Origin of the sequence: Achromobacter pulmonis (genome assembly GCF_021733725.1) — a bacterium.
Lineage (GTDB): Bacteria > Pseudomonadota > Gammaproteobacteria > Burkholderiales > Burkholderiaceae_B > Achromobacter > Achromobacter pulmonis.
Genome location: NZ_JAIFOT010000001.1, coordinates 1,951,557 through 1,973,252 on the forward strand (window position 1 = coordinate 1,951,557; position 21,696 = coordinate 1,973,252).

At 64.0% G+C, this 21,696-nt stretch carries 30 protein-coding genes; 24 read left to right on the top strand and 6 right to left on the bottom strand.

Annotated features, from left to right (window positions below):
- Nucleotides 1-11: 11 nt before the first annotated feature.
- Together K2W61_RS08955 and K2W61_RS08960 are read right to left on the bottom strand one after the other, a co-directional pair.
- Nucleotides 12-1,184, bottom strand: coding sequence for a substrate-binding domain-containing protein (locus K2W61_RS08955; RefSeq protein ID WP_175133205.1), 1,173 nt, complete (start codon nucleotides 1,182-1,184; stop codon nucleotides 12-14).
- Between the two features lie 16 nt (nucleotides 1,185-1,200).
- Complete coding sequence (locus K2W61_RS08960; protein ID WP_175133204.1) at nucleotides 1,201-2,097, bottom strand: alpha/beta fold hydrolase; 897 nt, start codon at nucleotides 2,095-2,097, stop codon at nucleotides 1,201-1,203.
- A 164-nt stretch (nucleotides 2,098-2,261) separates the two neighbouring features.
- Here K2W61_RS08960 and K2W61_RS08965 point away from each other — a divergent pair, with 164 nt between their 5' ends.
- On the top strand, nucleotides 2,262-3,224 hold the full coding sequence (locus K2W61_RS08965) for an AraC-like ligand-binding domain-containing protein (protein ID WP_175133203.1): 963 nt from the start codon (nucleotides 2,262-2,264) through the stop codon (nucleotides 3,222-3,224).
- Nucleotides 3,225-3,287: 63 nt separating this feature from the next.
- On the opposite strand, the gene K2W61_RS08970 is transcribed toward K2W61_RS08965, so the two are convergent.
- Complete coding sequence (locus K2W61_RS08970) at nucleotides 3,288-4,715, bottom strand: NAD-dependent succinate-semialdehyde dehydrogenase (protein ID WP_175133202.1); 1,428 nt, start codon at nucleotides 4,713-4,715, stop codon at nucleotides 3,288-3,290.
- A gap of 190 nt (nucleotides 4,716-4,905) precedes the next feature.
- Between K2W61_RS08970 and K2W61_RS08975 the strand changes: the two genes are divergently transcribed.
- The 19 genes from K2W61_RS08975 to rplQ all read left to right on the top strand — a co-directional run bounded on the left by K2W61_RS08975 (nucleotide 4,906) and on the right by rplQ (nucleotide 15,065).
- Nucleotides 4,906-5,670: an aspartyl/asparaginyl beta-hydroxylase domain-containing protein gene (locus K2W61_RS08975; protein ID WP_175141047.1), complete on the top strand. Its 765-nt coding sequence runs from the start codon at nucleotides 4,906-4,908 to the stop codon at nucleotides 5,668-5,670.
- Between the two features lie 352 nt (nucleotides 5,671-6,022).
- Nucleotides 6,023-6,391: a 50S ribosomal protein L14 gene (gene rplN, locus K2W61_RS08980; RefSeq protein WP_006216531.1), complete on the top strand. Its 369-nt coding sequence runs from the start codon at nucleotides 6,023-6,025 to the stop codon at nucleotides 6,389-6,391.
- An 11-nt stretch (nucleotides 6,392-6,402) separates the two neighbouring features.
- Nucleotides 6,403-6,723 (top strand): 50S ribosomal protein L24, encoded by a 321-nt coding sequence (rplX, locus tag K2W61_RS08985; RefSeq protein ID WP_006389623.1) that lies wholly within the window; start codon nucleotides 6,403-6,405, stop codon nucleotides 6,721-6,723.
- Between the two features lie 12 nt (nucleotides 6,724-6,735).
- A complete protein-coding gene (rplE, locus tag K2W61_RS08990) occupies nucleotides 6,736-7,275 on the top strand; it encodes a 50S ribosomal protein L5 (RefSeq protein WP_006389624.1) in 540 nt (179 codons plus the stop codon).
- Nucleotides 7,276-7,287: 12 nt separating this feature from the next.
- On the top strand, nucleotides 7,288-7,593 hold the full coding sequence (gene rpsN, locus K2W61_RS08995; RefSeq protein WP_006227037.1) for a 30S ribosomal protein S14: 306 nt from the start codon (nucleotides 7,288-7,290) through the stop codon (nucleotides 7,591-7,593).
- Between the two features lie 10 nt (nucleotides 7,594-7,603).
- Entirely contained in the window at nucleotides 7,604-7,999 is a 396-nt protein-coding gene (rpsH, locus tag K2W61_RS09000) for a 30S ribosomal protein S8 (protein ID WP_175133200.1), read from the top strand.
- Nucleotides 8,000-8,011: 12 nt separating this feature from the next.
- Nucleotides 8,012-8,545 carry a 50S ribosomal protein L6 gene (gene rplF / locus K2W61_RS09005; RefSeq protein ID WP_175133199.1) on the top strand — a complete coding sequence of 178 codons (534 nt, stop codon included), beginning with the start codon at nucleotides 8,012-8,014 and terminating at the stop codon, nucleotides 8,543-8,545.
- Between the two features lie 21 nt (nucleotides 8,546-8,566).
- Nucleotides 8,567-8,932, top strand: a complete 366-nt coding sequence (gene rplR, locus K2W61_RS09010; protein WP_175133198.1) for a 50S ribosomal protein L18 — start codon at nucleotides 8,567-8,569, stop codon at nucleotides 8,930-8,932.
- A 15-nt stretch (nucleotides 8,933-8,947) separates the two neighbouring features.
- Nucleotides 8,948-9,469 (top strand): 30S ribosomal protein S5, encoded by a 522-nt coding sequence (gene rpsE / locus K2W61_RS09015; RefSeq protein ID WP_006216521.1) that lies wholly within the window; start codon nucleotides 8,948-8,950, stop codon nucleotides 9,467-9,469.
- A gap of 3 nt (nucleotides 9,470-9,472) precedes the next feature.
- Nucleotides 9,473-9,658 carry a 50S ribosomal protein L30 gene (rpmD, locus tag K2W61_RS09020; RefSeq protein ID WP_175133197.1) on the top strand — a complete coding sequence of 62 codons (186 nt, stop codon included), beginning with the start codon at nucleotides 9,473-9,475 and terminating at the stop codon, nucleotides 9,656-9,658.
- A 9-nt stretch (nucleotides 9,659-9,667) separates the two neighbouring features.
- Complete coding sequence (gene rplO, locus K2W61_RS09025; protein ID WP_020925824.1) at nucleotides 9,668-10,108, top strand: 50S ribosomal protein L15; 441 nt, start codon at nucleotides 9,668-9,670, stop codon at nucleotides 10,106-10,108.
- Nucleotides 10,109-10,122: 14 nt separating this feature from the next.
- Nucleotides 10,123-11,448, top strand: a complete 1,326-nt coding sequence (gene secY / locus K2W61_RS09030) for a preprotein translocase subunit SecY (RefSeq protein WP_006389630.1) — start codon at nucleotides 10,123-10,125, stop codon at nucleotides 11,446-11,448.
- A 7-nt stretch (nucleotides 11,449-11,455) separates the two neighbouring features.
- Nucleotides 11,456-11,674 carry a translation initiation factor IF-1 gene (gene infA / locus K2W61_RS09035; protein WP_003806927.1) on the top strand — a complete coding sequence of 73 codons (219 nt, stop codon included), beginning with the start codon at nucleotides 11,456-11,458 and terminating at the stop codon, nucleotides 11,672-11,674.
- Between the two features lie 34 nt (nucleotides 11,675-11,708).
- On the top strand, nucleotides 11,709-11,822 hold the full coding sequence (gene rpmJ, locus K2W61_RS09040) for a 50S ribosomal protein L36 (RefSeq protein ID WP_003806928.1): 114 nt from the start codon (nucleotides 11,709-11,711) through the stop codon (nucleotides 11,820-11,822).
- 43 nt (nucleotides 11,823-11,865) lie between these two features.
- Nucleotides 11,866-12,231 (top strand): 30S ribosomal protein S13, encoded by a 366-nt coding sequence (gene rpsM, locus K2W61_RS09045; protein ID WP_006389632.1) that lies wholly within the window; start codon nucleotides 11,866-11,868, stop codon nucleotides 12,229-12,231.
- A 15-nt stretch (nucleotides 12,232-12,246) separates the two neighbouring features.
- Nucleotides 12,247-12,648 carry a 30S ribosomal protein S11 gene (gene rpsK / locus K2W61_RS09050; protein ID WP_006216516.1) on the top strand — a complete coding sequence of 134 codons (402 nt, stop codon included), beginning with the start codon at nucleotides 12,247-12,249 and terminating at the stop codon, nucleotides 12,646-12,648.
- 11 nt (nucleotides 12,649-12,659) lie between these two features.
- Nucleotides 12,660-13,283 (top strand): 30S ribosomal protein S4, encoded by a 624-nt coding sequence (gene rpsD / locus K2W61_RS09055; protein ID WP_175133196.1) that lies wholly within the window; start codon nucleotides 12,660-12,662, stop codon nucleotides 13,281-13,283.
- A 215-nt stretch (nucleotides 13,284-13,498) separates the two neighbouring features.
- The gene (locus K2W61_RS09060; RefSeq protein WP_006216514.1) at nucleotides 13,499-14,485 is read left to right on the top strand and encodes a DNA-directed RNA polymerase subunit alpha; all 987 of its coding nucleotides are present in this window, start codon (nucleotides 13,499-13,501) and stop codon (nucleotides 14,483-14,485) included.
- Nucleotides 14,486-14,672: 187 nt separating this feature from the next.
- On the top strand, nucleotides 14,673-15,065 hold the full coding sequence (gene rplQ, locus K2W61_RS09065) for a 50S ribosomal protein L17 (RefSeq protein ID WP_006389635.1): 393 nt from the start codon (nucleotides 14,673-14,675) through the stop codon (nucleotides 15,063-15,065).
- A 101-nt stretch (nucleotides 15,066-15,166) separates the two neighbouring features.
- Here the strand turns inward: rplQ and K2W61_RS09070 are convergent, their stop codons facing one another.
- The gene (locus K2W61_RS09070; protein ID WP_175133195.1) at nucleotides 15,167-15,604 is read right to left on the bottom strand and encodes an HIT family protein; all 438 of its coding nucleotides are present in this window, start codon (nucleotides 15,602-15,604) and stop codon (nucleotides 15,167-15,169) included.
- 119 nt (nucleotides 15,605-15,723) lie between these two features.
- Between K2W61_RS09070 and cutA the strand changes: the two genes are divergently transcribed.
- The 3 genes from cutA to K2W61_RS09085 all read left to right on the top strand — a co-directional run bounded on the left by cutA (nucleotide 15,724) and on the right by K2W61_RS09085 (nucleotide 18,943).
- Nucleotides 15,724-16,071 (top strand): divalent-cation tolerance protein CutA, encoded by a 348-nt coding sequence (gene cutA / locus K2W61_RS09075; protein WP_006392025.1) that lies wholly within the window; start codon nucleotides 15,724-15,726, stop codon nucleotides 16,069-16,071.
- Nucleotides 16,072-16,103: 32 nt separating this feature from the next.
- Entirely contained in the window at nucleotides 16,104-17,948 is a 1,845-nt protein-coding gene (gene dsbD, locus K2W61_RS09080; protein WP_419761639.1) for a protein-disulfide reductase DsbD, read from the top strand.
- A 131-nt stretch (nucleotides 17,949-18,079) separates the two neighbouring features.
- Nucleotides 18,080-18,943 carry a DMT family transporter gene (locus tag K2W61_RS09085; RefSeq protein ID WP_175133265.1) on the top strand — a complete coding sequence of 288 codons (864 nt, stop codon included), beginning with the start codon at nucleotides 18,080-18,082 and terminating at the stop codon, nucleotides 18,941-18,943.
- 108 nt (nucleotides 18,944-19,051) lie between these two features.
- Here K2W61_RS09085 and hemB read toward each other — a convergent pair whose 3' ends face one another.
- Nucleotides 19,052-20,068 (bottom strand): porphobilinogen synthase, encoded by a 1,017-nt coding sequence (gene hemB, locus K2W61_RS09090; RefSeq protein ID WP_236755459.1) that lies wholly within the window; start codon nucleotides 20,066-20,068, stop codon nucleotides 19,052-19,054.
- Nucleotides 20,065-20,688: a ribosome biogenesis GTP-binding protein YihA/YsxC gene (gene yihA, locus K2W61_RS09095; protein ID WP_175133192.1), complete on the bottom strand. Its 624-nt coding sequence runs from the start codon at nucleotides 20,686-20,688 to the stop codon at nucleotides 20,065-20,067. The genes hemB and yihA overlap by 4 nt, the downstream gene beginning before the upstream one ends.
- Nucleotides 20,689-20,885: 197 nt before the next feature.
- On the opposite strand from yihA, the gene K2W61_RS09100 reads away from it, so the two are divergent.
- Nucleotides 20,886-21,587, top strand: coding sequence for a c-type cytochrome (locus K2W61_RS09100; RefSeq protein WP_175133264.1), 702 nt, complete (start codon nucleotides 20,886-20,888; stop codon nucleotides 21,585-21,587).
- The last annotated feature ends 109 nt before the right edge of the window (nucleotides 21,588-21,696 follow it).

Below are 21,696 nucleotides of genomic sequence, written 5' to 3' on the forward strand. Positions count from 1 at the left end.
AAGGGCAGGGCTCAGCGTTTGTTCTGGATCGGCACCGCCATCTGGTCGGGCGTGATTTCCTTGACCAGGTCCTGCACCGCCCACGGCACCGAGGCGTCGTTCTTGATGCGGAAGTGATACATCGACTGCATGGCCTGGTGGTCTTGCGGACGGAAGGTCATCTTGCCCTTGGGCGTGTCGAAGCTCATGCCTTCCATCGCCTTGATCAGCGTGTCGGTGTCGCTCTTGCCGGCGGTCTTGTTCAACGCCGTCACGATGGCGATGCCGGCCGACATGCCGCCCGCGGTGAAGAAATCCGGGGGCTGTCCGTAGCGCTTCTGGTGTTCGGCCACCAGCCAGTCGTTGATCGGGTTCTTGGGGATGCCGTAGTAGTAATAGGTCGCGCCTTCCATGCCGGCCAGTGACTTGAGCGGCGTCATCGCGGCCAGGGTATTGCCGCCGGTGGCGATCTCGATGCCGAAGCGCTGCGGATCCAGATCGGCGATCTTGAACGGATTGCCGGCGCCAGCCCACAGGATGAAGATGATCTTGCGGCCGGGTTGGTCCTTGAGCGCATCGAACAGGCGCTGCGCGCCGGCGGTGAAGTCGGTGGCATTGGCCGGCAGGTATTCCTCGTGCACGATCTTGGCCTGCTTGAGCGCGCCCTTGAAGGCCTTGACGCCGTCGCGGCCGAACGCATAGTCCTGCGCCAGCATCGCGATGGAGGTGCCGGGCTGGTCGAAGGCCACGGCATTGGCGATGGCGTCCTGCGAGGAATTGCGGCCGGTGCGGAAGACGTACTTGTTCCACTTGGCGCCGGTGATCGAATCGGCGACTGCCGGTTCGACCAGCAGGATCTTCTCGTACTCCTCGGCGATCGGCAACATGGCCAGCGCCACGCCAGACGAGGTCGGACCCACCGCGATGTCGGCGTCGTCGTCGGCATAGGCCGAGGCGAGCTGGGCGCGGGCAACGTCGGGCTTGCCCTGGTTGTCTTTCTCGATCACGCGGATCTTGCGGCCGGCGACCGTCATGGTGCCCTGCGTGGCGTATTCCAGGCCGAGCATCAGGCCGTTCTGGGTCTGTTTGGCGTAGGCCTCCAGCGGTCCGGTCTTGTCGTAGACGTGCGCCACGACGAAGTCCTTGGCCACGGCGGTGGAAGTCAGGCACAGGCCGGCCAGTGCGGCGAGCAGGATGCGTTTCATGGGAGTCTCCTTGTTCTTAGCGTGCGACGGCGGCAGCGGTGGCGGCCGGCGTGGCGAGAAAGTGGCGAACGGCGTCGATCTGCGGGGCGACGTTCAAGGCCGGCGCATGGCCGCAGTCCGGGAAGTCGATGCGGTGTGCGCACGGTCCGCGCCGCGTCATGGCGTCGGCGATCTCGGGCAGCAGCAGATCGGAGTTGGCGCCGCGCAGCAATAGCAGCGGCATGCGCAGCGTGTCGTATTCGGCCCAGCGTTCGTAGTCCGCCGGATGATGCCGGAACTGGCCGACGATGGCCGGATCGTAGTGCGCCGTGACGCGGCCGTCGGGCAGGCGGCGCATGGAGGTCTCGGCCATGCGCCGCCATTGTTCATCGCTCTGCCAGCCATAGGGTTTATAGGCGGCGCGCAGCCAGGTTTCCAGTTCGGTGACCGTGTCGAAGGCCGGCGGGTTGCCGGCATAGGCCAGGATGCGGTCGATGGCCGGCTGCGGCAGCGACGGGCCGATGTCGTTGACCACCAGGTGCGAGACGCGGTCCCGCAGCGTGGTGGCCGCCGCGTACATACCGGTAGCGCCACCCATCGAGGTGCCGACCCAACGCACCTGTTCCAGGCCGAGGCCGTCGAGCAGGGCGCGCGCCAGCAGGGCGTAGAACTCGAGCCGGTATTCCGCCACCGGATCCGGGCTCCATTGCGACAGGCCGCGGCCAATCGTGTCGGGGCAGATGATGCGGTAGTCGTCCGCCAGCGCCTGCGCCAGTTCGTCGAAGTCGCGACCCGTACGGGCCAGGCCGTGCCACATGATGAGCGCGGGGGCGTCGGCGTCGCCCCATTCGGTGTAATGCAGCTCGCGGCCCTCGCAGCGCAGATAGCGCGAAGCCGGTATGTGGCGAGCGGCCTGTGTGGGCGCGTTGGCCATGCGTCTCCTCCCGGGTTGTCCAGGTTGTATGCTTGTGGCGCTGACTATAGACTTGCGCGAGGCGCGGCCACAATGCGCCGGACCACCCGCGACACGGTGAGTCAAGAATATGTAGACGCAGGGTCAACAACACCTACCGCGCCCGCGAACCAGGAGACCGCGCCATGCCCGACACGGAATTCGTCACTTCGGCCATCGCCGGCGCCGAGCGGTACGAACAATGGCGCGCGGCGCTTTCGGATGCGTTCGGACCGTTCGAAGTGCATTGCGGTCAGGCCGGCCAGTTCGCCGGCCATGTGCGCTACGTGCGGCGCGCCAGTCTTCAGTTCAACGACCTGCACTATCAGGGACAGAGGCTGGAACGCACCGCCGGCAACATTTCGCGGTTGGACCAGGAGTTCTATACCTTCGGCCTGCCGTTGGCGGGCCCGCTGGCCGTGCGGCAACAGGGGCGTGAATTCCAGGTCGAACCTGGCTGCGTGTACCTGATGAACCAGAGCCTGCCCTACCAGGCCACCGCGCTCGGCGCCGATGGCTACCGCAGCCTGAGCGTGTCCTTTCCGCGCAGCGCGCTGTCGCAGCGCGATTCTCGCATCGGTCCCTTTTACAAGCTGCGCGTCGACGACGGCTCGCCGCGCGGCGCGATGCTGGCCAGCTACATGGATCACCTGTTCCAGGGGCTCGAAGGCTGGTCGCCGGCCGAGGCGGCCGAGCTGGGCGAACGATTGATCGACTTGATCGTGCTGTTCCTGGTGCAGCCCGGGCAGGGCCACGCCTCGCAAGCGGACAGCAGTGTGACGATCGCGCATCGCCAGCGCGCCATGGCCTACATCCGCCAGCACCTGGCTGATCCGGCGCTGTCTCCGCAACGGGTCGCGCAGGGTTGCGGCCTGTCGGTGGCATACCTGCACCGCGTGTTCCAGGCGGGCGATCTGTCGGTGGAGAGCTTCGTCTTCGACCAGCGCCTGGAGCGCTGCCGCGAATTGCTGCTGAACCCGGCGCAGCGTCACCGCGGCATCGCTGAGCTGGCGTACCAGGCCGGGTTCGCCCATCCTTCGCACTTCAGCCGGCTGTTCAGGCGCCGCTTCGGCATGTCGCCGCGTGAGTGGCGCGCCGGCCAGCAATGAAAAAGGCCCGCTTGCGCGGGCCTTGTCGCAGCGGGCCGTCGGCCCGTGGCGAAAGCAAGCGGGTCAGATGTGCGTGATGTACTTCGTGACCAGGTAGCCGTCGAACGTTTCCAGGCCGCCTTCGCTGCCGATGCCGCTGTCCTTGATGCCGCCGAACGGCGTCTCGGCCAGCGCGCTGCCGAAATGGTTGATGTTGACCATGCCGGCTTCCAGCCCGTTGGAGACCTTGGTGGCGGTCTGCAGCGAGTTGGTGAAGACGTAGGAGGACAGGCCGAACGGCAGGCTGTTGGCGCGCGCCAGCACCTCATCGGTGTCGGTGAAGCGGACCACCGGCGCCACCGGGCCGAAGGGCTCTTCGGTCATCAGCATGGCGTTGTCGGGCAGGTCGGTCACGACCGTGGGGGCGAAGAAGAAGCCCTTGCGATCCAGCGGGCCGCCGCCCACCACCACCTTGCCGCCATGCTTCTTGGCGTCGTCGATGAAGGCGCTCATGGCGGGCACGCGGCGTTCGTGCGCCAGCGGGCCCATGTCGGTGCCGGCTTCCAGGCCGTCGCCGACCTTGATGTTCTTGAGCACGTCGGAAAAGCGCGCCAGGAACTGCTCGTAGGCGCCGTTCTGGACGTAGAAGCGGGTCGGCGAAACACACACCTGGCCGGCATTGCGGACCTTGAACTTGGCCAGCATGGTGGCGGCGCGATCGATGTCGGCGTCGTCGAACACCAGCACCGGCGAGTGGCCGCCCAATTCCATGGTGACGCGCTTCATGTGGGCGCCGGCCAGCGCGGCCAGCTGCTTGCCCACCGGCACGGAACCAGTGAACGAAACCTTGCGCACGATCGGCGAGCGGATCAGGTAGTCGGAAATCTTGGCCGGTTCGCCCCAGACGATGTTCAGGCAGCCCTTGGGCAGGCCGGCGTCGTGGAACATGCGGGCGATCGCCATGACGGCGCTGGGGGAGTCTTCGGGGCCCTTGAGCACGACCGTGCAGCCGGCGCCGAGCGCGGCGGCGATCTTGCGAATAGCCTGGTTGTACGGGAAGTTCCAGGGCGTGAAGGCGGCGCAGACGCCGATCGGCTCGCGCACCACGATCTGGCGCACGTCCGGGTTGCGCGGCGGGATCACGCGGCCGTAGATGCGGCGGCATTCCTCGGCGTGCCAGTCGGCGTGTTCGGCGCAGGAGGTGACTTCGCCGACGGCTTCGGCCAGAGGCTTGCCCTGGTCCAGCGTCATGTTGCGGCCGATTTCCTTGGCGCGCTCGCGCGACAGGGTGGCGACTTTGCGCAGGATGGCGGAACGATCCATGGGAGAAGATTTCTTCCAGGATTCGAACGCGCGCTGGGCGGCTGCCAGTGCACGGTCCAGATCCGCTTCGGTGGCGTGGGGCAACTGGCCTAGCACTTCCAGCGTGGCCGGGTTGATGACGTCCTGGGTGCGCCTGCCCTCGCCGGCGATGAATTCGCCGTCGATATACAGCGCCAACTGTTCATACATGCCTGTTTTTCCTTGCGAAATAGGAGTGGATAGCGATCGCAATCGCCCATGCCAGTCTAAACCAGCTTGTACGCCGCGGGGAGATCCAATCCCCGCCGCTGGCTAGGAGCCAATGGCCAGGCACTTGCATGCGCGAGTCCGGGTGGACAAAATGGTGCATCTTTGGCTGTCTCTATAGTAGATACCTATTGTGCAACCCGTCGATACGCGTCCGCCCAGCCAGCCCAGTGCTTATTCCCGCATCTTCTTCCGTTTCATCGATTGGTTGCGCCACCGCATCGCGCAGGCCTCCCTGGTGGGGGACCACCCCATCTTCCAGAACCGCCAGTTTCCCTGGCTGGGGCGACTGGAGGCCCAGGCGCCCGCCATCCGCGCCGAACTGACCGCCTTGCTGGCCGAACGCGAGCAGCTACCTTCCTTCCATGAGCTGTCCCCAGATGTGGGCATGATCACTTCCGATGACCAATGGAAGACCTTTGTCTTCATGGGCTACGGCTTGCGTTCGGACCGCAACCTGGCCCGCTGCCCGGCAACCGCCCAGGCGCTGCGCGGCATCCCCGGACTGCGTACCGCGTTCTTTTCCATCCTGGAGCCGGGCAAGCGCATTCCCCTGCATACCGGACCCTACAACGGGGTGCTGCGCCTGCACCTGGGGCTTGTGGTGCCGGAGCCGGCCGAGCGTTGCTGGATCGAGGTGGGCGGCGAGCGCTACCACTGGAGGGAAGGCGAGGCGGTGGTGTTCGATGATCTCTATCCCCACCAGGTGCATAACGACACTGACGGCCTGCGGGCGGTCCTGTTCGTCGATTTCGAGCGCCCCTGTCGCGCACCGATCCGATGGCTCAATCGCCTGGTGCTGATGGCCGCGCCGTTCACCGACGAAATTCGCCGAGGCAAGGCCAACCACGATGCCTGGGAGCGCAAGTACTACCAGAATAAAACGGGGGCGGACTGAAGGTCGCACCCAGCGGGACGGCAGGCAGTTGTCCACAGGCGCTGTGGCGTATTTGCTCACTCTGCACGAAAGGACTTGCGCTCAAAATATAACCAGGCTAGAATGGTCAGCTTTCCCAGATTGTCGATTGGCCTGGAACTAGCCGGGCCAGCGTGTTGGGGGAATACCCGCAGGATTTCAACCCAGGGTCGTTGCGTTGCCACCGGTTGATGGTCTTCGAGGCGAAAGCTCGATGCACCAGCCAACAACAAAGCAGGGCGGCTGACCTGACGGGACCAAAACTGGCAGGAATTGCAGTGTTCCCTTTTTTGGGGAAAACCGTATTTCCAGTTAAGTTGGAACAGGAAAAATCATGATCCAAATGCAGACCACGCTGGACGTGGCCGATAACACTGGTGCGCGTCATGTCATGTGCATTAAGGTGCTCGGTGGCTCCAAGCGCCGTTATGCCGGTATCGGCGACATCATCAAGGTGAGCGTCAAAGATGCGGCTCCGCGCGGACGCGTCAAGAAAGGCGAAATTTACAATGCCGTGGTGGTTCGTACCGCCAAGGGCGTGCGCCGTAAGGACGGTTCGCTGATTCGTTTCGGTGGCAATGCCGCCGTGTTGCTCAATGCCAAGCTGGAGCCCATCGGCACCCGCATCTTCGGACCCGTTACGCGTGAACTGCGTACCGAGAAGTTCATGAAGATCGTGTCGCTGGCCCCGGAAGTGCTGTAAGGAGCCCTACGATGAACAACATTCGTAAAGGCGACGAAGTCATCGTCCTGACCGGCCGCGACAAGAAGCGTCGCGGCACCGTGCTGGCGCGCGTCGATGCCGACCACGTTCTGGTCGAAGGCGTCAACGTCGTCAAGAAGCACGTGAAAGCCAACCCGATGGCCAACAACCCGGGTGGCATCGTCGAAAAGACCATGCCGATCCACATCTCGAATGTGGCGCTCTTCAACCCCGCCACCGGTCGTGGCGACCGCGTGGGCGTGCAAGAAGTCGAAGGCCGCAAGGTTCGCGTGTTCCGTTCCAATGGTGCCGTTGTCGGCGCCAAGGCGTAAGGGGCGATAGACATGTCTCGTTTGCAAGATTTCTACAAGAGCAAGGTCGCTGGCGACCTGCAGGCCAAGTTCGGCTACAAGAGCGCCATGGAAGTGCCGCGCATCACCAAGATCACCCTGAACATGGGTGTCTCGGAAGCCGTCGCCGACAAGAAGGTCATCGAGCACGCCGTCTCGGACCTGACCAAGATCGCTGGCCAAAAGCCTGTCGTGACCAAGACCAAGAAGGCTATCGCCGGTTTCAAGATCCGCGAAAACTACCCGATCGGTTGCATGGTCACGCTGCGTGGTCAACGCATGTACGAATTCCTGGATCGCCTGGTGGCGGTTGCGCTGCCTCGCGTGCGCGACTTCCGCGGGATCTCGGGTCGTGCGTTCGACGGCCGTGGCAACTACAACATCGGGGTGAAAGAGCAGATCATTTTCCCCGAAATCGAGTACGACAAGATCGACGCGCTGCGTGGGCTGAACATCAGCATCACCACCACCGCGAAGACCGACGAAGAAGCCAAGGCGCTGTTGACGGCCTTCAGCTTCCCGTTCCGTAACTAAGGGGCTGATGACGTGGCTAAACTTTCCCTCATCAATCGCGACATCAAGCGCGCCAAGCTGGCTGACAAGTTCGCCGCCAAGCGCGCTGAGTTGAAGTCGATCATCGACGACCAGTCGAAGACCGACGAAGAACGTTACCAAGCTCGGCTCAAGCTGCAACAGCTGCCGCGCAATGCCAACCCGACGCGTCAACGTAACCGTTGCGTGGTCACCGGTCGTCCGCGCGGTGTGTTCCGCAAGTTCGGCCTGACGCGCCACAAACTGCGTGAAATGGCGATGAAGGGTGAAATCCCCGGCATCACCAAGGCCAGCTGGTAGGAGAAAGAATATGAGCATGAGCGATCCCATCGCCGATATGCTGACCCGCATTCGCAATGCGCAGCAAGTGGACAAAGCTACGGTGAGCATGCCCTCCTCGAAGCTGAAGGCGGCCATTGCCGCTGTGCTGAAGGACGAAGGCTACATCGACGGCTTCGAAATCAAGGGCACCCAGGCCAAGCCTGAGCTCGAGATCACCCTGAAGTACTACGCTGGCCGTCCGGTCATCGAGCGCATCGAACGCGTCTCGCGCCCCGGTCTGCGTATCTACAAGGGCCGTACCAGCATTCCTCAGGTCATGAATGGCCTGGGCGTGGCTATCGTGTCGACCTCGCGCGGCGTCATGACCGACCGTAAGGCTCGCGCCAACGGTGTCGGCGGCGAAGTGCTGTGCTACGTGGCCTAAGGAGAAATTCGAATGTCACGTATCGCTAAGTATCCGGTCGACCTGCCCAAAGGTGTCGAAGCCGACATCAAGCAGGATCAGATCATCGTCAAGGGCCCGTTGGGCTCCCTGACCCAAGCCCTGACCGGCGACGTCACGATCCAGTTGGACAACGGCAAGCTGACGTTTGCCGCCGCCAACGAAAGCCGTCACGCCAACGCCATGTCGGGTACCCTGCGCGCGCTGGTGGCCAACATGGTCAACGGTGTGAGCAAGGGTTTCGAGCGCAAGCTGAACCTGGTTGGCGTGGGTTACCGCGCCTCGGTTCAAGGCGACGCCGTTAAGCTGCAGCTCGGTTTCTCGCACGACGTTTTGCACAAGTTGCCGGCCGGCATCAAGGCCGAGTGCCCCACCCAGACGGAAATCGTCATCAAGGGCTCCAACAAGCAAGTCGTCGGCCAGGTGGCCGCTGAAATCCGCGCGTACCGCGAACCCGAACCCTACAAGGGCAAGGGTGTGCGTTACTCGGACGAACGCGTCGTCATCAAAGAAACCAAGAAGAAATAACGGCGCACGCAAGGACGAATCATGGACAAAAAAGTTTCCCGTTTGCGTCGTGCGGTTCCGACCCGCCGGAAGATCAACGAGCTGCGCGTTCATCGCCTCTCGGTTTTCCGCTCGAACCAGCACATCTACGCCAATATCATTTCGCCGGAAGGCGATCGCGTTCTGGTCAGCGCCTCGACGGTGGAAGCCGAAGTGCGCGCCCAGCTGGCTGGCCAGTCTGGCCAAGGTGGCAACAAGGCTGCCGCTTCGCTGGTTGGCAAGCGCGTGGCTGAAAAGGCCAAGGCTGCCGGTATCGAACTGGTCGCTTTCGATCGCTCGGGCTTTCGTTACCATGGCCGCGTGAAAGCGCTGGCCGACGCCGCGCGTGAAGCCGGCCTGAAGTTCTAAGCGAGGATCTGTCAAATGGCTAAAGTACAAGGCAAGAACGCCGCGGAAAAAGAGAACGATGACGGCCTCCGCGAAAAGATGATCGCGGTCAACCGCGTGAGCAAAGTGGTCAAGGGTGGTCGCACCATGAGCTTTGCCGCGCTGACCGTGGTTGGCGATGGCGATGGCCGCGTCGGCATGGGCAAGGGCAAGGCGCGTGAAGTGCCGGTGTCGGTTCAGAAGGCGATGGAACAGGCCCGTCGCGGCATGTTCAAGGTGGCCCTGAAGAACGGCACGCTGCACCACACCGTGGTCGGCAAGCATGGCGCCGCTACCGTGCTGATTTCGCCCGCTGCAGAAGGTACCGGTGTCATCGCCGGCGGCCCGATGCGCGCTATTTTCGAAGTGATGGGTGTGCGTAACGTGGTTGCCAAGAGCCTGGGCTCGAGCAACCCCTACAACATGGTTCGCGCCACGTTGAACGGCCTGCGCGCCTCCCTGACCCCGGCGGACGTCGCTGCCAAGCGCGGCAAGTCCGTCGAAGAGATCCTGGGGTAAATCATGGCTCAGAAGCAGATCAAAGTGACCCTCGTGCGCTCCGTGATCGGTACCAAGCAATCGCACCGTGACACGATTCGCGGTCTGGGCTTGGGCCGTATCAACAGCAGCCGCGTGCTGGTCGATACGCCCGAGGTGCGTGGGATGATCCGTAAGGTGGATTATCTCGTTTCCGTCTCGGAAGCCTAAGGAATCACCATGTCGGATATGCAACTTAATACGCTGAAGCCCGCTGAGGGCAGCAAGCACGCCAAGCGCCGCGTCGGCCGTGGCATCGGTTCGGGTCTGGGTAAGACCGCCGGCCGTGGTCACAAGGGTCAGAAGTCGCGCTCGGGCGGTTTCCATAAGGTTGGCTTCGAAGGCGGTCAAATGCCGCTGCAGCGTCGCCTGCCCAAGCGTGGTTTCACCCCGCTGGGTCAGCACCTGTACGCCGAAGTCCGTCTGTCGGACCTGCAAGCCGTGCCCGTCGACGAAATCGACGTGCAAGTGCTGAAGGCGGCTGGCGTGATTGGCCAGGCGGTTCGTTACGCCAAGGTCATCAAGTCGGGTGAACTCTCGCGCAAGGTGGTGCTCAAGGGCATTACCGCGACGGCCGGCGCTCGCGCCGCCATCGAAGCCGCGGGCGGCTCGCTTGCTTGATCACGAGGTGACGAGTGGCTAACGCGCAGGCATTGGGTAAAACCGGAACGCGGTACGGCGATCTCAAGCGCCGCCTCGTGTTCCTGGTGCTCGCCCTGGTGGTTTACCGTTTGGGTACACACATCCCCGTTCCGGGCATCAACCCGGACGCGCTGGCGGACTTGTTCCGCCAGAACCAGGGCGGGATCCTGGGCCTGTTCAACATGTTCTCGGGCGGGGCGCTCTCGCGCTTCTCGATTTTTGCCCTGGGGATCATGCCGTACATTTCGGCATCCATCATCATGCAGTTGATGTCGGTGGTGGTGCCGTCGCTGGAAGCGCTCAAGAAAGAGGGCGAGGCCGGCCGTCGGAAGATTACCCAATACACCCGCTACGGCACGGTCGTGCTGGCGCTGGTGCAGGCTGTGGGCATTTCGGTTGCGCTTGAGTCCCAGCAGGGACTGGTGATCGATCCGGGCATGTTGTTCCGCTTCACGACCGTCGTGACCCTGGTCACCGGCACCATGTTCGTCATGTGGCTGGGTGAGCAGATCACGGAACGCGGTCTCGGCAACGGGATTTCCATCCTGATCTTCGCAGGTATCGTTGCGGGTCTGCCCGCCGCGCTGGCTGCACTGTTGGACCTGGTTCGCACCAACGCGATGTCCGTGCTGTCGGCACTGTTCATCGTGGCCCTGGTGGTGCTGGTTACCGCTTTTGTGGTGTTCGTGGAACGCGGACAGCGCAAGATCACGGTGAACTACGCCAAGCGTCAGGTCGGCAACAAGGTCTACGGTGGTCAAAGCTCGCACCTGCCGTTGAAGCTGAACATGGCCGGGGTGATTCCGCCGATCTTCGCGTCGTCGATCATCCTGTTCCCGGCCACGATCACGAGCTGGTTCTCCAGCAGCGAGAACATGCGCTGGCTTAGCGACCTGGCTGCGGCCCTGTCGCCTCGTCAACCGCTCTACATCACGCTGTATTCGGTCGCGATTATTTTCTTCTGCTTTTTCTACACGGCTCTGGTGTTCAACAGCCGCGAAACGGCGGACAACCTGAAGAAGAGTGGTGCGTTTGTTCCGGGCATCCGTCCGGGCGAACAGACGGCCCGCTACATCGACAAGATCCTGATGCGTCTGACGCTCGCAGGTGCCATCTACATCACGTTGGTGTGCCTGTTGCCGGAATTCCTGGTGATGCGGTGGAACGTTCCCTTCTACTTCGGTGGTACGTCTCTGTTGATTATTGTGGTGGTGACGATGGATTTCATGGCGCAGGTCCAGGCCTACATGATGTCTCACCAGTACGACTCGTTGCTCAAGAAGGCCAACTTCAAGGGCGCGGGTTTGCCGATGCGGTAAGCAAAAGATGTCCAAGGACGACGTCATTCAGATGCAAGGGGAGGTTCTTGAGAACCTCCCGAACGCGACATTTCGCGTCAAGCTCGAAAACGGCCACGTGGTGTTGGGCCATATTTCCGGCAAGATGCGTATGCATTACATCCGGATCCTGCCGGGTGACAAGGTCACAGTGGAGCTCACGCCCTATGATCTGACGCGAGCCAGGATTGTTTTCCGCTCCAAGTGAGCGAAACCGGATTACGGAAAATTAGGAGTCAACCATGAAAGTAATGGCATCGGTTAAGCGGATCTGCCGCAACTGCAAAGTTATCAAACGTCACGGCGTGGTGCGCGTTATCTGCACCGACCCGCGTCACAAGCAGCGTCAAGGCTAACTCGGGTTAGCGACTACGCAACGGATTTATTCAAGGAACAGTCATGGCCCGTATTGCTGGCATTAACATTCCGCCGCATCAGCACGCCGAGATCGGCCTGACCGCCATTTTTGGCATCGGTCGTACGCGCGCTCGCAAGATCTGCGAAGCGGCTAACGTCCCGTTTGACAAAAAGGTCAAGGATCTGAGCGACGCTGAACTGGAACGCGTCCGTGAACACGTTGGTGTGTTCACGGTCGAAGGTGACCTGCGTCGTGAAGTGCAGCTCTCGATCAAGCGTTTGATCGACCTGGGAACTTACCGCGGCATGCGCCACAAGCGCGGCCTGCCCGTGCGCGGCCAGCGCACTCGCACCAACGCTCGCACCCGCAAGGGCCCGCGTCGTGCTGCTGCGTCCCTGAAGAAATAATCGAGGAACTGGATTATGGCGAAAGCTTCCACCAGCGGCGCTTCGCGCGTGCGCAAAAAGGTCAAGAAGAACGTCTCGGACGGCATCGCGCACGTTCACGCTTCGTTCAACAACACCATCATCACCATCACCGACCGTCAGGGCAACGCTTTGTCGTGGGCCACGTCGGGCGGTGCGGGCTTCAAGGGTTCGCGCAAGTCGACTCCGTTCGCCGCGCAGGTCGCCGCCGAAACGGCTGGCCGCGTTGCGCTGGAATACGGCATCAAGACGCTGGAAGTGCGTATCAAGGGCCCCGGCCCCGGCCGTGAGTCGTCGGTCCGCGCGCTGAACGCGCTGGGCATCAAGATCTCGTCCATCGCCGACATCACGCCCGTTCCGCACAACGGCTGCCGTCCGCCGAAGCGTCGTCGTATCTAAAGGGAATCCACATGGCACGTTATATTGGACCCAAATGCAAGCTCTCGCGCCGCGAGGGTACTGACCTGTTCCTGAAGAGCGCCCGCCGCTCGCTGGATTCCAAGTGCAAGCTGGATTCCAAGCCTGGCCAACACGGCCGCACTTCGGGTGCCCGCACTTCCGACTACGGCCTGCAGCTGCGCGAAAAGCAAAAGCTCAAGCGCATGTACGGCGTGCTGGAAAAGCAATTCCGCAAGTACTTCGCTGAAGCCGAGCGTCGCCGTGGCAACACCGGCGAAACGCTGATCCAGCTGCTGGAATCGCGCCTGGACAACGTCGTCTACCGCATGGGCTTCGGCTCGACCCGCGCCGAAGCTCGCCAGCTGGTGAGCCACCGCGCCATCGAACTGAACGGCCACACCGCCGACATCGCTTCGATGCTGGTCAAGGCTGGCGACGTCATCTCGATCCGCGAAAAGGCCAAGAAGCAAGGCCGTATCAAGGAATCGCTCGACCTGGCTACCAGCATCGGCATGCCCCAGTGGGTGGAAGTCGACACGACCAAGCTGGCCGGCACGTTCAAGTCGGTCCCCGATCGCGCTGACGTCGCTCGCGACATCAACGAATCGATGGTCGTCGAACTGTACTCGCGTTAATCACGCCTGCCGGCGCCTCCTTCGCAAGGTCGCTGGCTCGCTGGTTTCGCGACCGGTTTGCAAGTCTCGCAGCAGCCCGCTTTCCGCCTTTTGGCGGGGCGGGCTTTGCGGTAAGTATCGGCCGGCGGTTTTGCGCCGTCCGCGTTTCACGTATCACCCTGTCCATCAGCCTTATCGGTGTAACGAGCCGAGGGTATTGAAAAGGAACACAGTACATGTCCACTCAAGGTTTCCTGAAGCCGCGCTCCATTGAAGTCGAACCGGTCGGCACCCACCATGCCAAGATCGTGATGGAGCCGTTCGAGCGCGGCTACGGCCATACGCTGGGCAACGCCCTGCGCCGCATCCTGCTGTCCTCGATGACCGGCTACGCGCCGACCGAAGTCCAGATGACGGGCGTGGTGCACGAATACTCGACCATCCCGGGCGTTCGCGAAGATGTCGTCGACATCCTGCTGAACCTGAAGGGCGTGGTTTTCAAGCTGCACAACCGTGACGAAGTCACCCTGGTCCTGCGCAAGACCGGCGCCGGCACCGTGCTGGCCAGCGACATCGAGCTGCCGCACGACGTCGAGATCATCAACCCCGGCCATGCCATCTGCAACCTGACGGACGCGGGCAAGCTGGAAATGCAGATCAAGGTCGAAAAGGGCCGCGGTTACGTGCCGGGCAACGTGCGCGCGCTGTCGGAAGACCGCACCCACACCATCGGCCGCATCGTGCTGGACGCTTCGTTCAGCCCGGTCCGTCGCGTCAGCTACGCGGTTGAAAGTGCCCGCGTGGAACAGCGCACCGACCTGGACAAGCTGGTCCTGGACATCGAAACCAACGGCGTTATCTCGCCCGAGGAAGCGGTGCGCCAGTCGGCCCGCATCCTGATGGACCAGATCTCGGTCTTCGCCGCCCTGGAAGGCGCCGGCGATTCGTACGAAGCCCCGGTCCGCGGCACGCCGCAGATCGACCCGGTTCTGCTGCGTCCGGTCGACGACCTGGAACTGACCGTGCGTTCGGCCAACTGCCTGAAGGCCGAAAACATCTACTACATCGGCGACCTGATCCAGCGTACCGAGAACGAACTGCTCAAGACCCCGAACCTGGGTCGCAAGTCGCTCAACGAGATCAAGGAAGTTCTGGCCGCGCGCGGCCTGACGCTGGGCATGAAGCTCGAAAACTGGCCCCCCCTGGGCCTGGAGCGTCCGTAAGTCTCGAAGGGTGGCGCCCCTGTCGCAGGGGCGTTTCCCGCGGCGCCCGGCCTGACCGCCGGGCGATTTGCGAAACCGTCGTAAAATGCACCGTTTTCCACCGGACCGCGGCCTGGTTGCAGGTCGATAGAAGAGCCGGATAACCCGATGGCGGAAACGCCTTCATTAGATTCAAAGGATACTTATCATGCGTCACGGTAATGGCTTGCGTAAGCTCAACCGCACCAGCAGTCACCGTCTTGCCATGTTCCGCAACATGGCCGTTTCGTTGATCACCCACGAAGCCATCAAGACCACGCTGCCCAAGGCGAAAGAACTGCGCCGCGTCATCGAGCCCCTGATCACGCTGGGTAAAGAACCCACCCTCGCGAACAAGCGTCTGGCTTTTGCCCGTCTGCGCGATCGCGACGCCGTGGTGAAGCTGTTCGCCGAAATCGGTCCGCGCTACGCGGCCCGCAACGGTGGCTACACCCGCGTGCTGAAGATGGGTTTCCGTCAAGGCGACAACGCTCCCATGGCCTTCATGGAGCTGGTCGACCGTCCGGAAGTCGATGAAGCCGCTGAGGACAGCGCCGAATAAGTCTCGGTGTCTAGATAAGCGACAAGGGCGGGTCTTCGGACCCGCCCTTGTTTTTTGCGCGGCGTCTGCGGGCCGTCCTGGCGGCGCTGGCGCGCCGATCGCTATGAGGCGTGCAACTCGCCCTGCAACTGCGCGGCGATGGCCGCCAGCGCCTCCTGCGGCGCCTGGGCAGGCATGCGGAAGGTGAGGTCCTGCTGCTCGATGTATTGGGTCGAGGTCACGTCCTGCGGGTGATGCATGGGGATCACATGCGCATGCGTATGCGCCACGTGGATGCCAGTGAAGGCGAAGCCGACGCGGTCCACGCCATACAGCCGCTTCATGTGGCGGCCCAGCTTCTGCCCCAGGTTGAGGATGTGGCCGGCCAGGTCGGCGGGCATGTCCTCGTAGTAGGGATAGTGCTGCTTGGGGATGATGAGCGTGTGCCCGGGCCGCACCGGTTGGATGTCCAGGAAGGCCATCAGGCGCTCGTCTTCGTGGATGATGTGGGCCGGGATCTCGTGGCGGGCGATGCGGCAGAACAGGCAGTTGTCGGACATGCTTGCCTCGGGTGGGGAAGGATGCGCGGCGGCCGCGGTCTGATTGTTGGCGGACGCGAGCGGCGATACCGATAAAATACCCCGAGTTACATCCGACACGGGTATTCCCAGGAGGCTCCATGTTGCGCGATGACGACGTCGTGCTGGTCATCAGCAATGCGCCGGACCTGTTGCTGGCCAAGCGTATCGCTCACGTGCTGGTCGAAGACGGACTGGCCGCCTGCGTGAACCTCGGCGCGCCGGGCCTGTCCATCTACCAGTGGCAAGGCGAGGTGGAAGGGGCCGAGGAAATCCCCATCCATATCAAGACCACCTACGCGCGCCATCCAGCCGTGGTCCAGGCCCTGGCGCAGATGCATCCCTACGACGTGCCCGAAATCATCGTGCTGCCGGTCATTGGCGGCGCCGCGCCCTATCTCGACTGGGTGCGCCAGCAGACGGCCGTCGTGCAGAACAAGAGAGACTGATGTTGCAACCCGCAGTCCGGTTTCACGCCCCGATGCGTGCCTTTTTCCCCAAGCTGCTGGCATTGCTGGCCATGGCCATGCTGTGGCTGGCCTGGAACGCGCCGGCGCGCGCCGAGGCCGAGTTCCTCGAACCCGAGAAGGCCTTTGTCTTCAGTGCGGTGATGGTCGCGCCCGATACGGTCGAACTGCGTTTCCGCGTGGCGCCCGGCTACTACATGTACCGCGAGCGTTTCGGCATCAGCATCAGTCCGCTGGGCGCGGCCACACTGGGCGAGCCGGTCTATCCGAAGGGCGACGTCAAGTATGACCCGACCTTCGAGAAGGACATGGAGGTCTATCACCAGGACGTGGCGATCCGCGTGCCGGTGACGCCCGGCGGCCAGCCGTTCACGCTGACGCTGACCGGTCAGGGCTGCGCCGATGCCGGCCTGTGCTATCCGCCGATGGACAGCAGCGTGAAGCTGACGCCGGTGGCGGGCGGCTACGCGCTGGCGGGCGGCGGTGGCGCATCCGCCGCGCCGACGGCTTCGAGCGGCGGCCTGAGCGCGCTGGTGAACGCAGGCGATACCGGCCTGGCCGACGCCCTGGGCGGCCTGGGCTGGATCAAGACGGCTGGCGTGTTCCTGGTGCTGGGCCTGTTGCTGGCGTTCACGCCGTGCGTGCTGCCCATGATTCCCATCCTGTCCTCGATCGTGCTGGGCGGCGCCGCCAGCCAGCAGCGCCCGACGCGCGGCCGCGGGCTGGCGCTGGCGGCGACCTACGTGCTGGGCATGTCCGTGGTCTACACCGCGCTGGGCGTGGCCGCTGGCCTGAGCGGCGCGGGCCTGGCCGCGTGGCTGCAGACGCCGTGGATCCTGACGCTGTTCGCGGTCCTGCTGGCGGTGCTGGCGTTGGCGATGTTCGATGCCTTCACCTTCCAGATGCCGTCCGGCATTCAGGCACGGTTGGCCGAGCGGTCGTCGCGCATTCCCGGCGGCCGCTATACCGGCGCCTTGCTGATGGGCGCGCTGTCGGCGCTGATCGTCGGGCCGTGCGTGGCCGCGCCGCTGGCCGGCGCGCTGCTGTACATCTCGCAGACCGGCGACGTCGTGCTGGGCGGCTCGGCCCTGTTCGCGATGGCGTGGGGCATGGGCGTGCCGCTGCTGATCGTCGGCGCCTCGTCGGGCGCGCTGCTGCCCAAGGCCGGTCCGTGGATGGATGGCGTCAAGCGGTTGTTCGGCATGCTGCTGCTGGCGACCGCGTGGTGGATGCTGATCCCGGTGGTGCCGACCTGGGTGCAGATGACCGGCTGGGCCTTCCTGGCGATCGTCGGCGCGGTGATGCTGCGGGCCTTCGATGCGCTGCCGGCTGGCGCCGGTTCGGCGCGCATGTTCGGCAAGGGCATCGGCCTGTTGCTGGCCCTGGCCGCCGCCGCGTGGCTGATCGGCGCGGCCAGCGGTGGCCGCGATGTGCTGCAGCCGCTCTCGCACTTTGCCTCGGGTGGTCCGGCCGTGGCCGGCGCCGCGGCGCCGGCTGGCGAGGTCCAGTTCAAGCGGGTGCGCAACAACGCCGAGCTGGACGCGCTGCTGGCGCAGAGCCAGCAACCGGTGATGCTGGATTTCTACGCCGACTGGTGCGTGTCGTGCCGCGAGATGGAGCGCTTCACGTTCACCGATCCCGGCGTGGCGCAACGCATGGCCGGCATGCTGCTGGTGCAGGCCGACGTGACCGCCAACAACGCCGATGACCGCGCGCTGCTCAAGCGCTTCCGCTTGTTCGGGCCGCCGGGAATCATGTTCTTCGAACCGGGCGGCAAGGAATTGCCGGACGCGCGCGTGGTCGGTTTCCAGGACGCCAAGCGTTTCACCCAGTCGCTGGACCGCGTGCTATTGCGCTGAGCGGCAGCCGGCCGCTACCATGAGCGCTTGCGCCGCGTGGGCGGCGCCTCCAACCCCTCAGGCCGGCGCCCGTGACGTCTCCGACAGTCGATGCAAGCCAGGACCGTACCGGTCTGATCTATCTGCAATTGATGTTCGTCATGGCCACCTGGGGCCTGAACATCGTCTCCATCAAGTACCTGACACAGCACATGGATATCCGCGCCCTGGCGGCCTTGCGGATCGCCGTGGCGTTCGTCGCGGTCACGCTCATCGTCAAGGCGCGCCGTGGCCGCATTCCCAGGCTGGGGCGGCAGGAGCTGGGCTGGGTCGCGCTGGCGGGCTTCCTGGTGGTGTACGCGCACCAGACCGCGCTGGTGTACGGACTGCAGTTCTCGTCGGCCGCCAACGGCACGCTGCTGATGGCCACCAGTCCCTTGCTGTCTGCGCTGCTGGCTGCGCTGTTCTATCGCGAAAGGCTGACGTGGCTGCGGATCGCCGGCGCCTTGCTCGGCCTGACAGGGGTGGCGATGGTGGTGGTGGGCAGCGGCGCGCGGCTGGGGCTGACCGGCTGGGGCGACGCCATCGTGTTCCTGGCGGTGGCGGTGTTCGTGTTCGGTGGGTTGGTGATCCAGCGTATCTCGCGCACGCTCGATCCGTTGGCGATGCTCTGGTACATGTATCTGGCTGGCGGTCTGATGCTGATAGTGCACGCGGCCATGACGCCGTCGTCCTACGATGCGGACAACTGGAGCATGACGTGGTGGCCGTGGCTGGTGCTGCTGTTTTCGGCGGTGATCGCCTCGGGCGTCAGCAACATCCTGTGGAACGCGGGCATTGCCAGGCTGGGTATCAGCCGCGCGGCGCTGTTCGTGAACTGGCTGCCGATCTTCGGCCTGCTGTTTGCCGCGTTGTTCCTGGACGAGCACGTCACGTGGGTGCACGTGGCGGGGCTGGCCTGTATTCTCAGCGGCACTTGGCTGGGCTTGCGGCGCGGGGCGCCGGCGTCGCGTTGAAAGCGGGCGGGCGTTGCCAGGGCAGGCCGGGAGCCGCCCCGGCGGCGCACGCCGAATGTGTCATGCGCGCCGCCGACAGGCGGGACCGGCAGGCCCCGCCATCCGGCATCAGCGTTGTTGCTTGAGCAGCCGCGCCGCTTCGATCGCGAAGTACGTCAGGATGCCATCGGCGCCGGCGCGCTTGAAGGCCAGCAGCGCTTCCATCATGACCTTGTCGTGGTCCAGCCAGCCGTTGGCCGAGGCCGCCTTGATCATCGCGTATTCGCCGCTCACCTGGTAGGCGAAGGTCGGCACGCGGAAGGTGTCCTTGACGCGGCGCAGCACGTCCAGATAGGGCATGCCGGGCTTGACCATGACCATGTCGGCGCCCTCCTGCAGGTCGGCGGCCACTTCGCGCAGCGCCTCGTCCAGGTTGCCCGGATCCATTTGGTAGGCCATTTTGTTGGACTTGCCCAGGTTGGTGGCCGAGCCCACCGCATCGCGGAACGGACCGTAGAAGGCGCTGGCGTACTTGGCCGAGTAGGCCATGATCTGGGTGTGGATGTAGCCGTTGGCCTCGAGCGCGCGGCGCACGGCGCCGATGCGGCCGTCCATCATGTCGCTGGGGGCGACCATGTCGACGCCGGCCGCGGCCTGCGTCAGCGCCTGCTTGACCAGGATCTCGACGGTCGGCTCGTTGACGACGTAGCCGTTTTCATCGATGACGCCGTCCTGGCCGTGGCTGGTGTAGGGATCCAGCGCCACGTCGCACAGCACGCCGAGGTCGGGGAATTGTTTTTTCAGTTCACGCACCACGCGCGGAATCAGGCCGTCGGGGTTGGTGGCTTCGATGCCGTCGGGCGTTTTGAGCGCCGGGTCGATGGCAGGAAACAGCGACAGCACCGGGATTCCCAGCGCCACGCATTCCTCGGCCACCGGCAACAGCGTATCCAACGAATAGCGCACCACACCCGGCAGCGACGGCACGGCCTGCTTCAGGCCATGGCCCTCGGCCACGAAAACCGGGTAGATCAAGTCATTGACGGTGAGGGCGTTTTCGCGCACCAGGCGGCGGGTGTAGTCGTCGCGACGCAGGCGGCGGGGGCGGGAAACCGGGAAGTCGGGGGTGATGATCTGCGGGTTCATGGTACGACCTTGGGAGAAATCCAGTTTTCTATGTGCGCGCCAGCTTCTTCCAGACCGATGCGCTCCGGCGCCGAGAAGGGGATGGTGTGCAGCGCGCCGATGTCCGCCAGGTCTTTGCGCACCGAGAACACGGTACGCATGCGTTGGCCGTAGGGCAGCTTGTCGGCCTTGGTGAGCAGCGCCAGGACCGGGCGGCCGGTGGGGGCGATGAAGTTGGCCAGGCGGCGGTCCAGTTCGGTGACGCCGCGGCGGATGTCGATGAGCAGCACGATGCCGGCGAGCGATTCGCGGTCGCGCAGGTAACCGCCCAGGATGTCCGCCCACTTTTCCTTTTCATCGCGGGCCACGGAGGCATAGCCGTAGCCGGGCAGGTCGACCAGATAGCCGATGTGGCCTTCGGGGTTCAGGGGGTCCGGCAGGCCGAACATGTTGATCAGGCGCGTGCGGCCCGGCGTCTTGCTGGAAAAGGCCAGGCGACGCTGGTTGCACAGCACGTTGATGGCCGTGGACTTGCCGGCGTTGGAGCGGCCGACGAAGCAAACCTCGGGCGCGTCAGGAGGCGGCAACTGGTCGAGGCGAGCGGCCGACGTAAGGAAAGAGGCGCGATGTAGGAGGGACACGGATTGGCTTTGGCTACAGTTGGTTTCGAGCCCTATTGTATAATCCGGCGTTTGCAACAGTGGTCCCCGTGCGCGGAGCCGTCTCGTTTGCTTACAAGCAGGCAAGCGAGCAAACCAGGTTCGATACGGTTTTCCAGATGTGCGGGCAGGCGTGGGCGCCTTTTTGCGCCTTGATCGATGTGATCGTCGAGGTCTTCATGAAGCGTGTGCTGTCCCGGATGTTGGTTGCGAGCGGGCTGTTGCTCGGCGCCTCCGCCTTTTCTACTACGAGCTTCGCCGCTGATGGCGCCGCGGGCCCGGCCAAACCAGATGCCGCCAAGGGCGGCCAGTTGTTTGACCAGGGCGACGCCTCGCGCGGCATCATCGCCTGTGCGTCCTGTCATGGCGCGGCGGGCAACAGCACCATACCGGTGAACCCCAACCTGGCCGCGCAACCCCACGAATATCTGGTCAAGCAACTGACCAACTTCCAGGTCAAGCAGGGCGCCAAGCTGCCCCTGCGCAACGGCCCCGGCGGCAATCCCACCCCCATGACCGCCATGGCGCAGAACCTGACGCCGGCCGACATGCAGAACATCGCGCTGTACCTGGCGCAGCAGCCGCTGAAAGAGCCGGCCACCGCTGGCCATGAAAAGCTGGTTGAGCTGGGTCAAAAGATCTGGCGCGGCGGTTTGCCCGAGCGCAATGTGCCCGCCTGTGCGGCATGCCATTCTGCCAATGGCGCGGGTATTCCGGGCCAGTATCCCCGCCTGTCGGGCCAGTTCCCCATGTATATTGAAGAGCAGCTCAAGCTGTTCCGCAGCGGCGATCGCGCCAACGACGTGATGCACGCCGTGGCGGACCGGATGTCGGACGCCGACATCAAGGCCGTGGCGGACTACGCGGCTGGCCTGCGGTAGCCGTACGCCGGCCAGGCGCGCGGCTGGTCCGCGTTCACGCAACCTGAGCATGATGGAACCTGGTTCCGTCATGCGCTGTCTACGAGGGGGGTAGCCGATCGTGCGGCCC

Coding starts and splice junctions, on each gene's coding strand:
- K2W61_RS09070 (WP_175133195.1), bottom strand. CDS start 15,604: ATGTCCGACAACTGCCTGTTCTGCCGCATCGCCCGCCACGAGATCCCG.
- rpmD (WP_175133197.1), top strand. CDS start 9,473: ATGGCTCAGAAGCAGATCAAAGTGACCCTCGTGCGCTCCGTGATCGGT.
- K2W61_RS08955 (WP_175133205.1), bottom strand. CDS start 1,184: ATGAAACGCATCCTGCTCGCCGCACTGGCCGGCCTGTGCCTGACTTCC.
- K2W61_RS08970 (WP_175133202.1), bottom strand. CDS start 4,715: ATGTATGAACAGTTGGCGCTGTATATCGACGGCGAATTCATCGCCGGC.
- rpsK (WP_006216516.1), top strand. CDS start 12,247: ATGGCGAAAGCTTCCACCAGCGGCGCTTCGCGCGTGCGCAAAAAGGTC.
- rplX (WP_006389623.1), top strand. CDS start 6,403: ATGAACAACATTCGTAAAGGCGACGAAGTCATCGTCCTGACCGGCCGC.
- rplN (WP_006216531.1), top strand. CDS start 6,023: ATGATCCAAATGCAGACCACGCTGGACGTGGCCGATAACACTGGTGCG.
- rplQ (WP_006389635.1), top strand. CDS start 14,673: ATGCGTCACGGTAATGGCTTGCGTAAGCTCAACCGCACCAGCAGTCAC.
- cutA (WP_006392025.1), top strand. CDS start 15,724: ATGTTGCGCGATGACGACGTCGTGCTGGTCATCAGCAATGCGCCGGAC.
- rpsD (WP_175133196.1), top strand. CDS start 12,660: ATGGCACGTTATATTGGACCCAAATGCAAGCTCTCGCGCCGCGAGGGT.
- rpmJ (WP_003806928.1), top strand. CDS start 11,709: ATGAAAGTAATGGCATCGGTTAAGCGGATCTGCCGCAACTGCAAAGTT.
- rpsH (WP_175133200.1), top strand. CDS start 7,604: ATGAGCATGAGCGATCCCATCGCCGATATGCTGACCCGCATTCGCAAT.
- K2W61_RS09100 (WP_175133264.1), top strand. CDS start 20,886: ATGAAGCGTGTGCTGTCCCGGATGTTGGTTGCGAGCGGGCTGTTGCTC.
- K2W61_RS08960 (WP_175133204.1), bottom strand. CDS start 2,097: ATGGCCAACGCGCCCACACAGGCCGCTCGCCACATACCGGCTTCGCGC.
- infA (WP_003806927.1), top strand. CDS start 11,456: ATGTCCAAGGACGACGTCATTCAGATGCAAGGGGAGGTTCTTGAGAAC.
- rplF (WP_175133199.1), top strand. CDS start 8,012: ATGTCACGTATCGCTAAGTATCCGGTCGACCTGCCCAAAGGTGTCGAA.
- rplO (WP_020925824.1), top strand. CDS start 9,668: ATGTCGGATATGCAACTTAATACGCTGAAGCCCGCTGAGGGCAGCAAG.
- K2W61_RS09060 (WP_006216514.1), top strand. CDS start 13,499: ATGTCCACTCAAGGTTTCCTGAAGCCGCGCTCCATTGAAGTCGAACCG.
- rpsE (WP_006216521.1), top strand. CDS start 8,948: ATGGCTAAAGTACAAGGCAAGAACGCCGCGGAAAAAGAGAACGATGAC.
- K2W61_RS09085 (WP_175133265.1), top strand. CDS start 18,080: ATGTTCGTCATGGCCACCTGGGGCCTGAACATCGTCTCCATCAAGTAC.
- rpsM (WP_006389632.1), top strand. CDS start 11,866: ATGGCCCGTATTGCTGGCATTAACATTCCGCCGCATCAGCACGCCGAG.
- rplE (WP_006389624.1), top strand. CDS start 6,736: ATGTCTCGTTTGCAAGATTTCTACAAGAGCAAGGTCGCTGGCGACCTG.
- rplR (WP_175133198.1), top strand. CDS start 8,567: ATGGACAAAAAAGTTTCCCGTTTGCGTCGTGCGGTTCCGACCCGCCGG.
- dsbD (WP_419761639.1), top strand. CDS start 16,104: ATGCGTGCCTTTTTCCCCAAGCTGCTGGCATTGCTGGCCATGGCCATG.
- hemB (WP_236755459.1), bottom strand. CDS start 20,068: ATGAACCCGCAGATCATCACCCCCGACTTCCCGGTTTCCCGCCCCCGC.
- K2W61_RS08965 (WP_175133203.1), top strand. CDS start 2,262: ATGCCCGACACGGAATTCGTCACTTCGGCCATCGCCGGCGCCGAGCGG.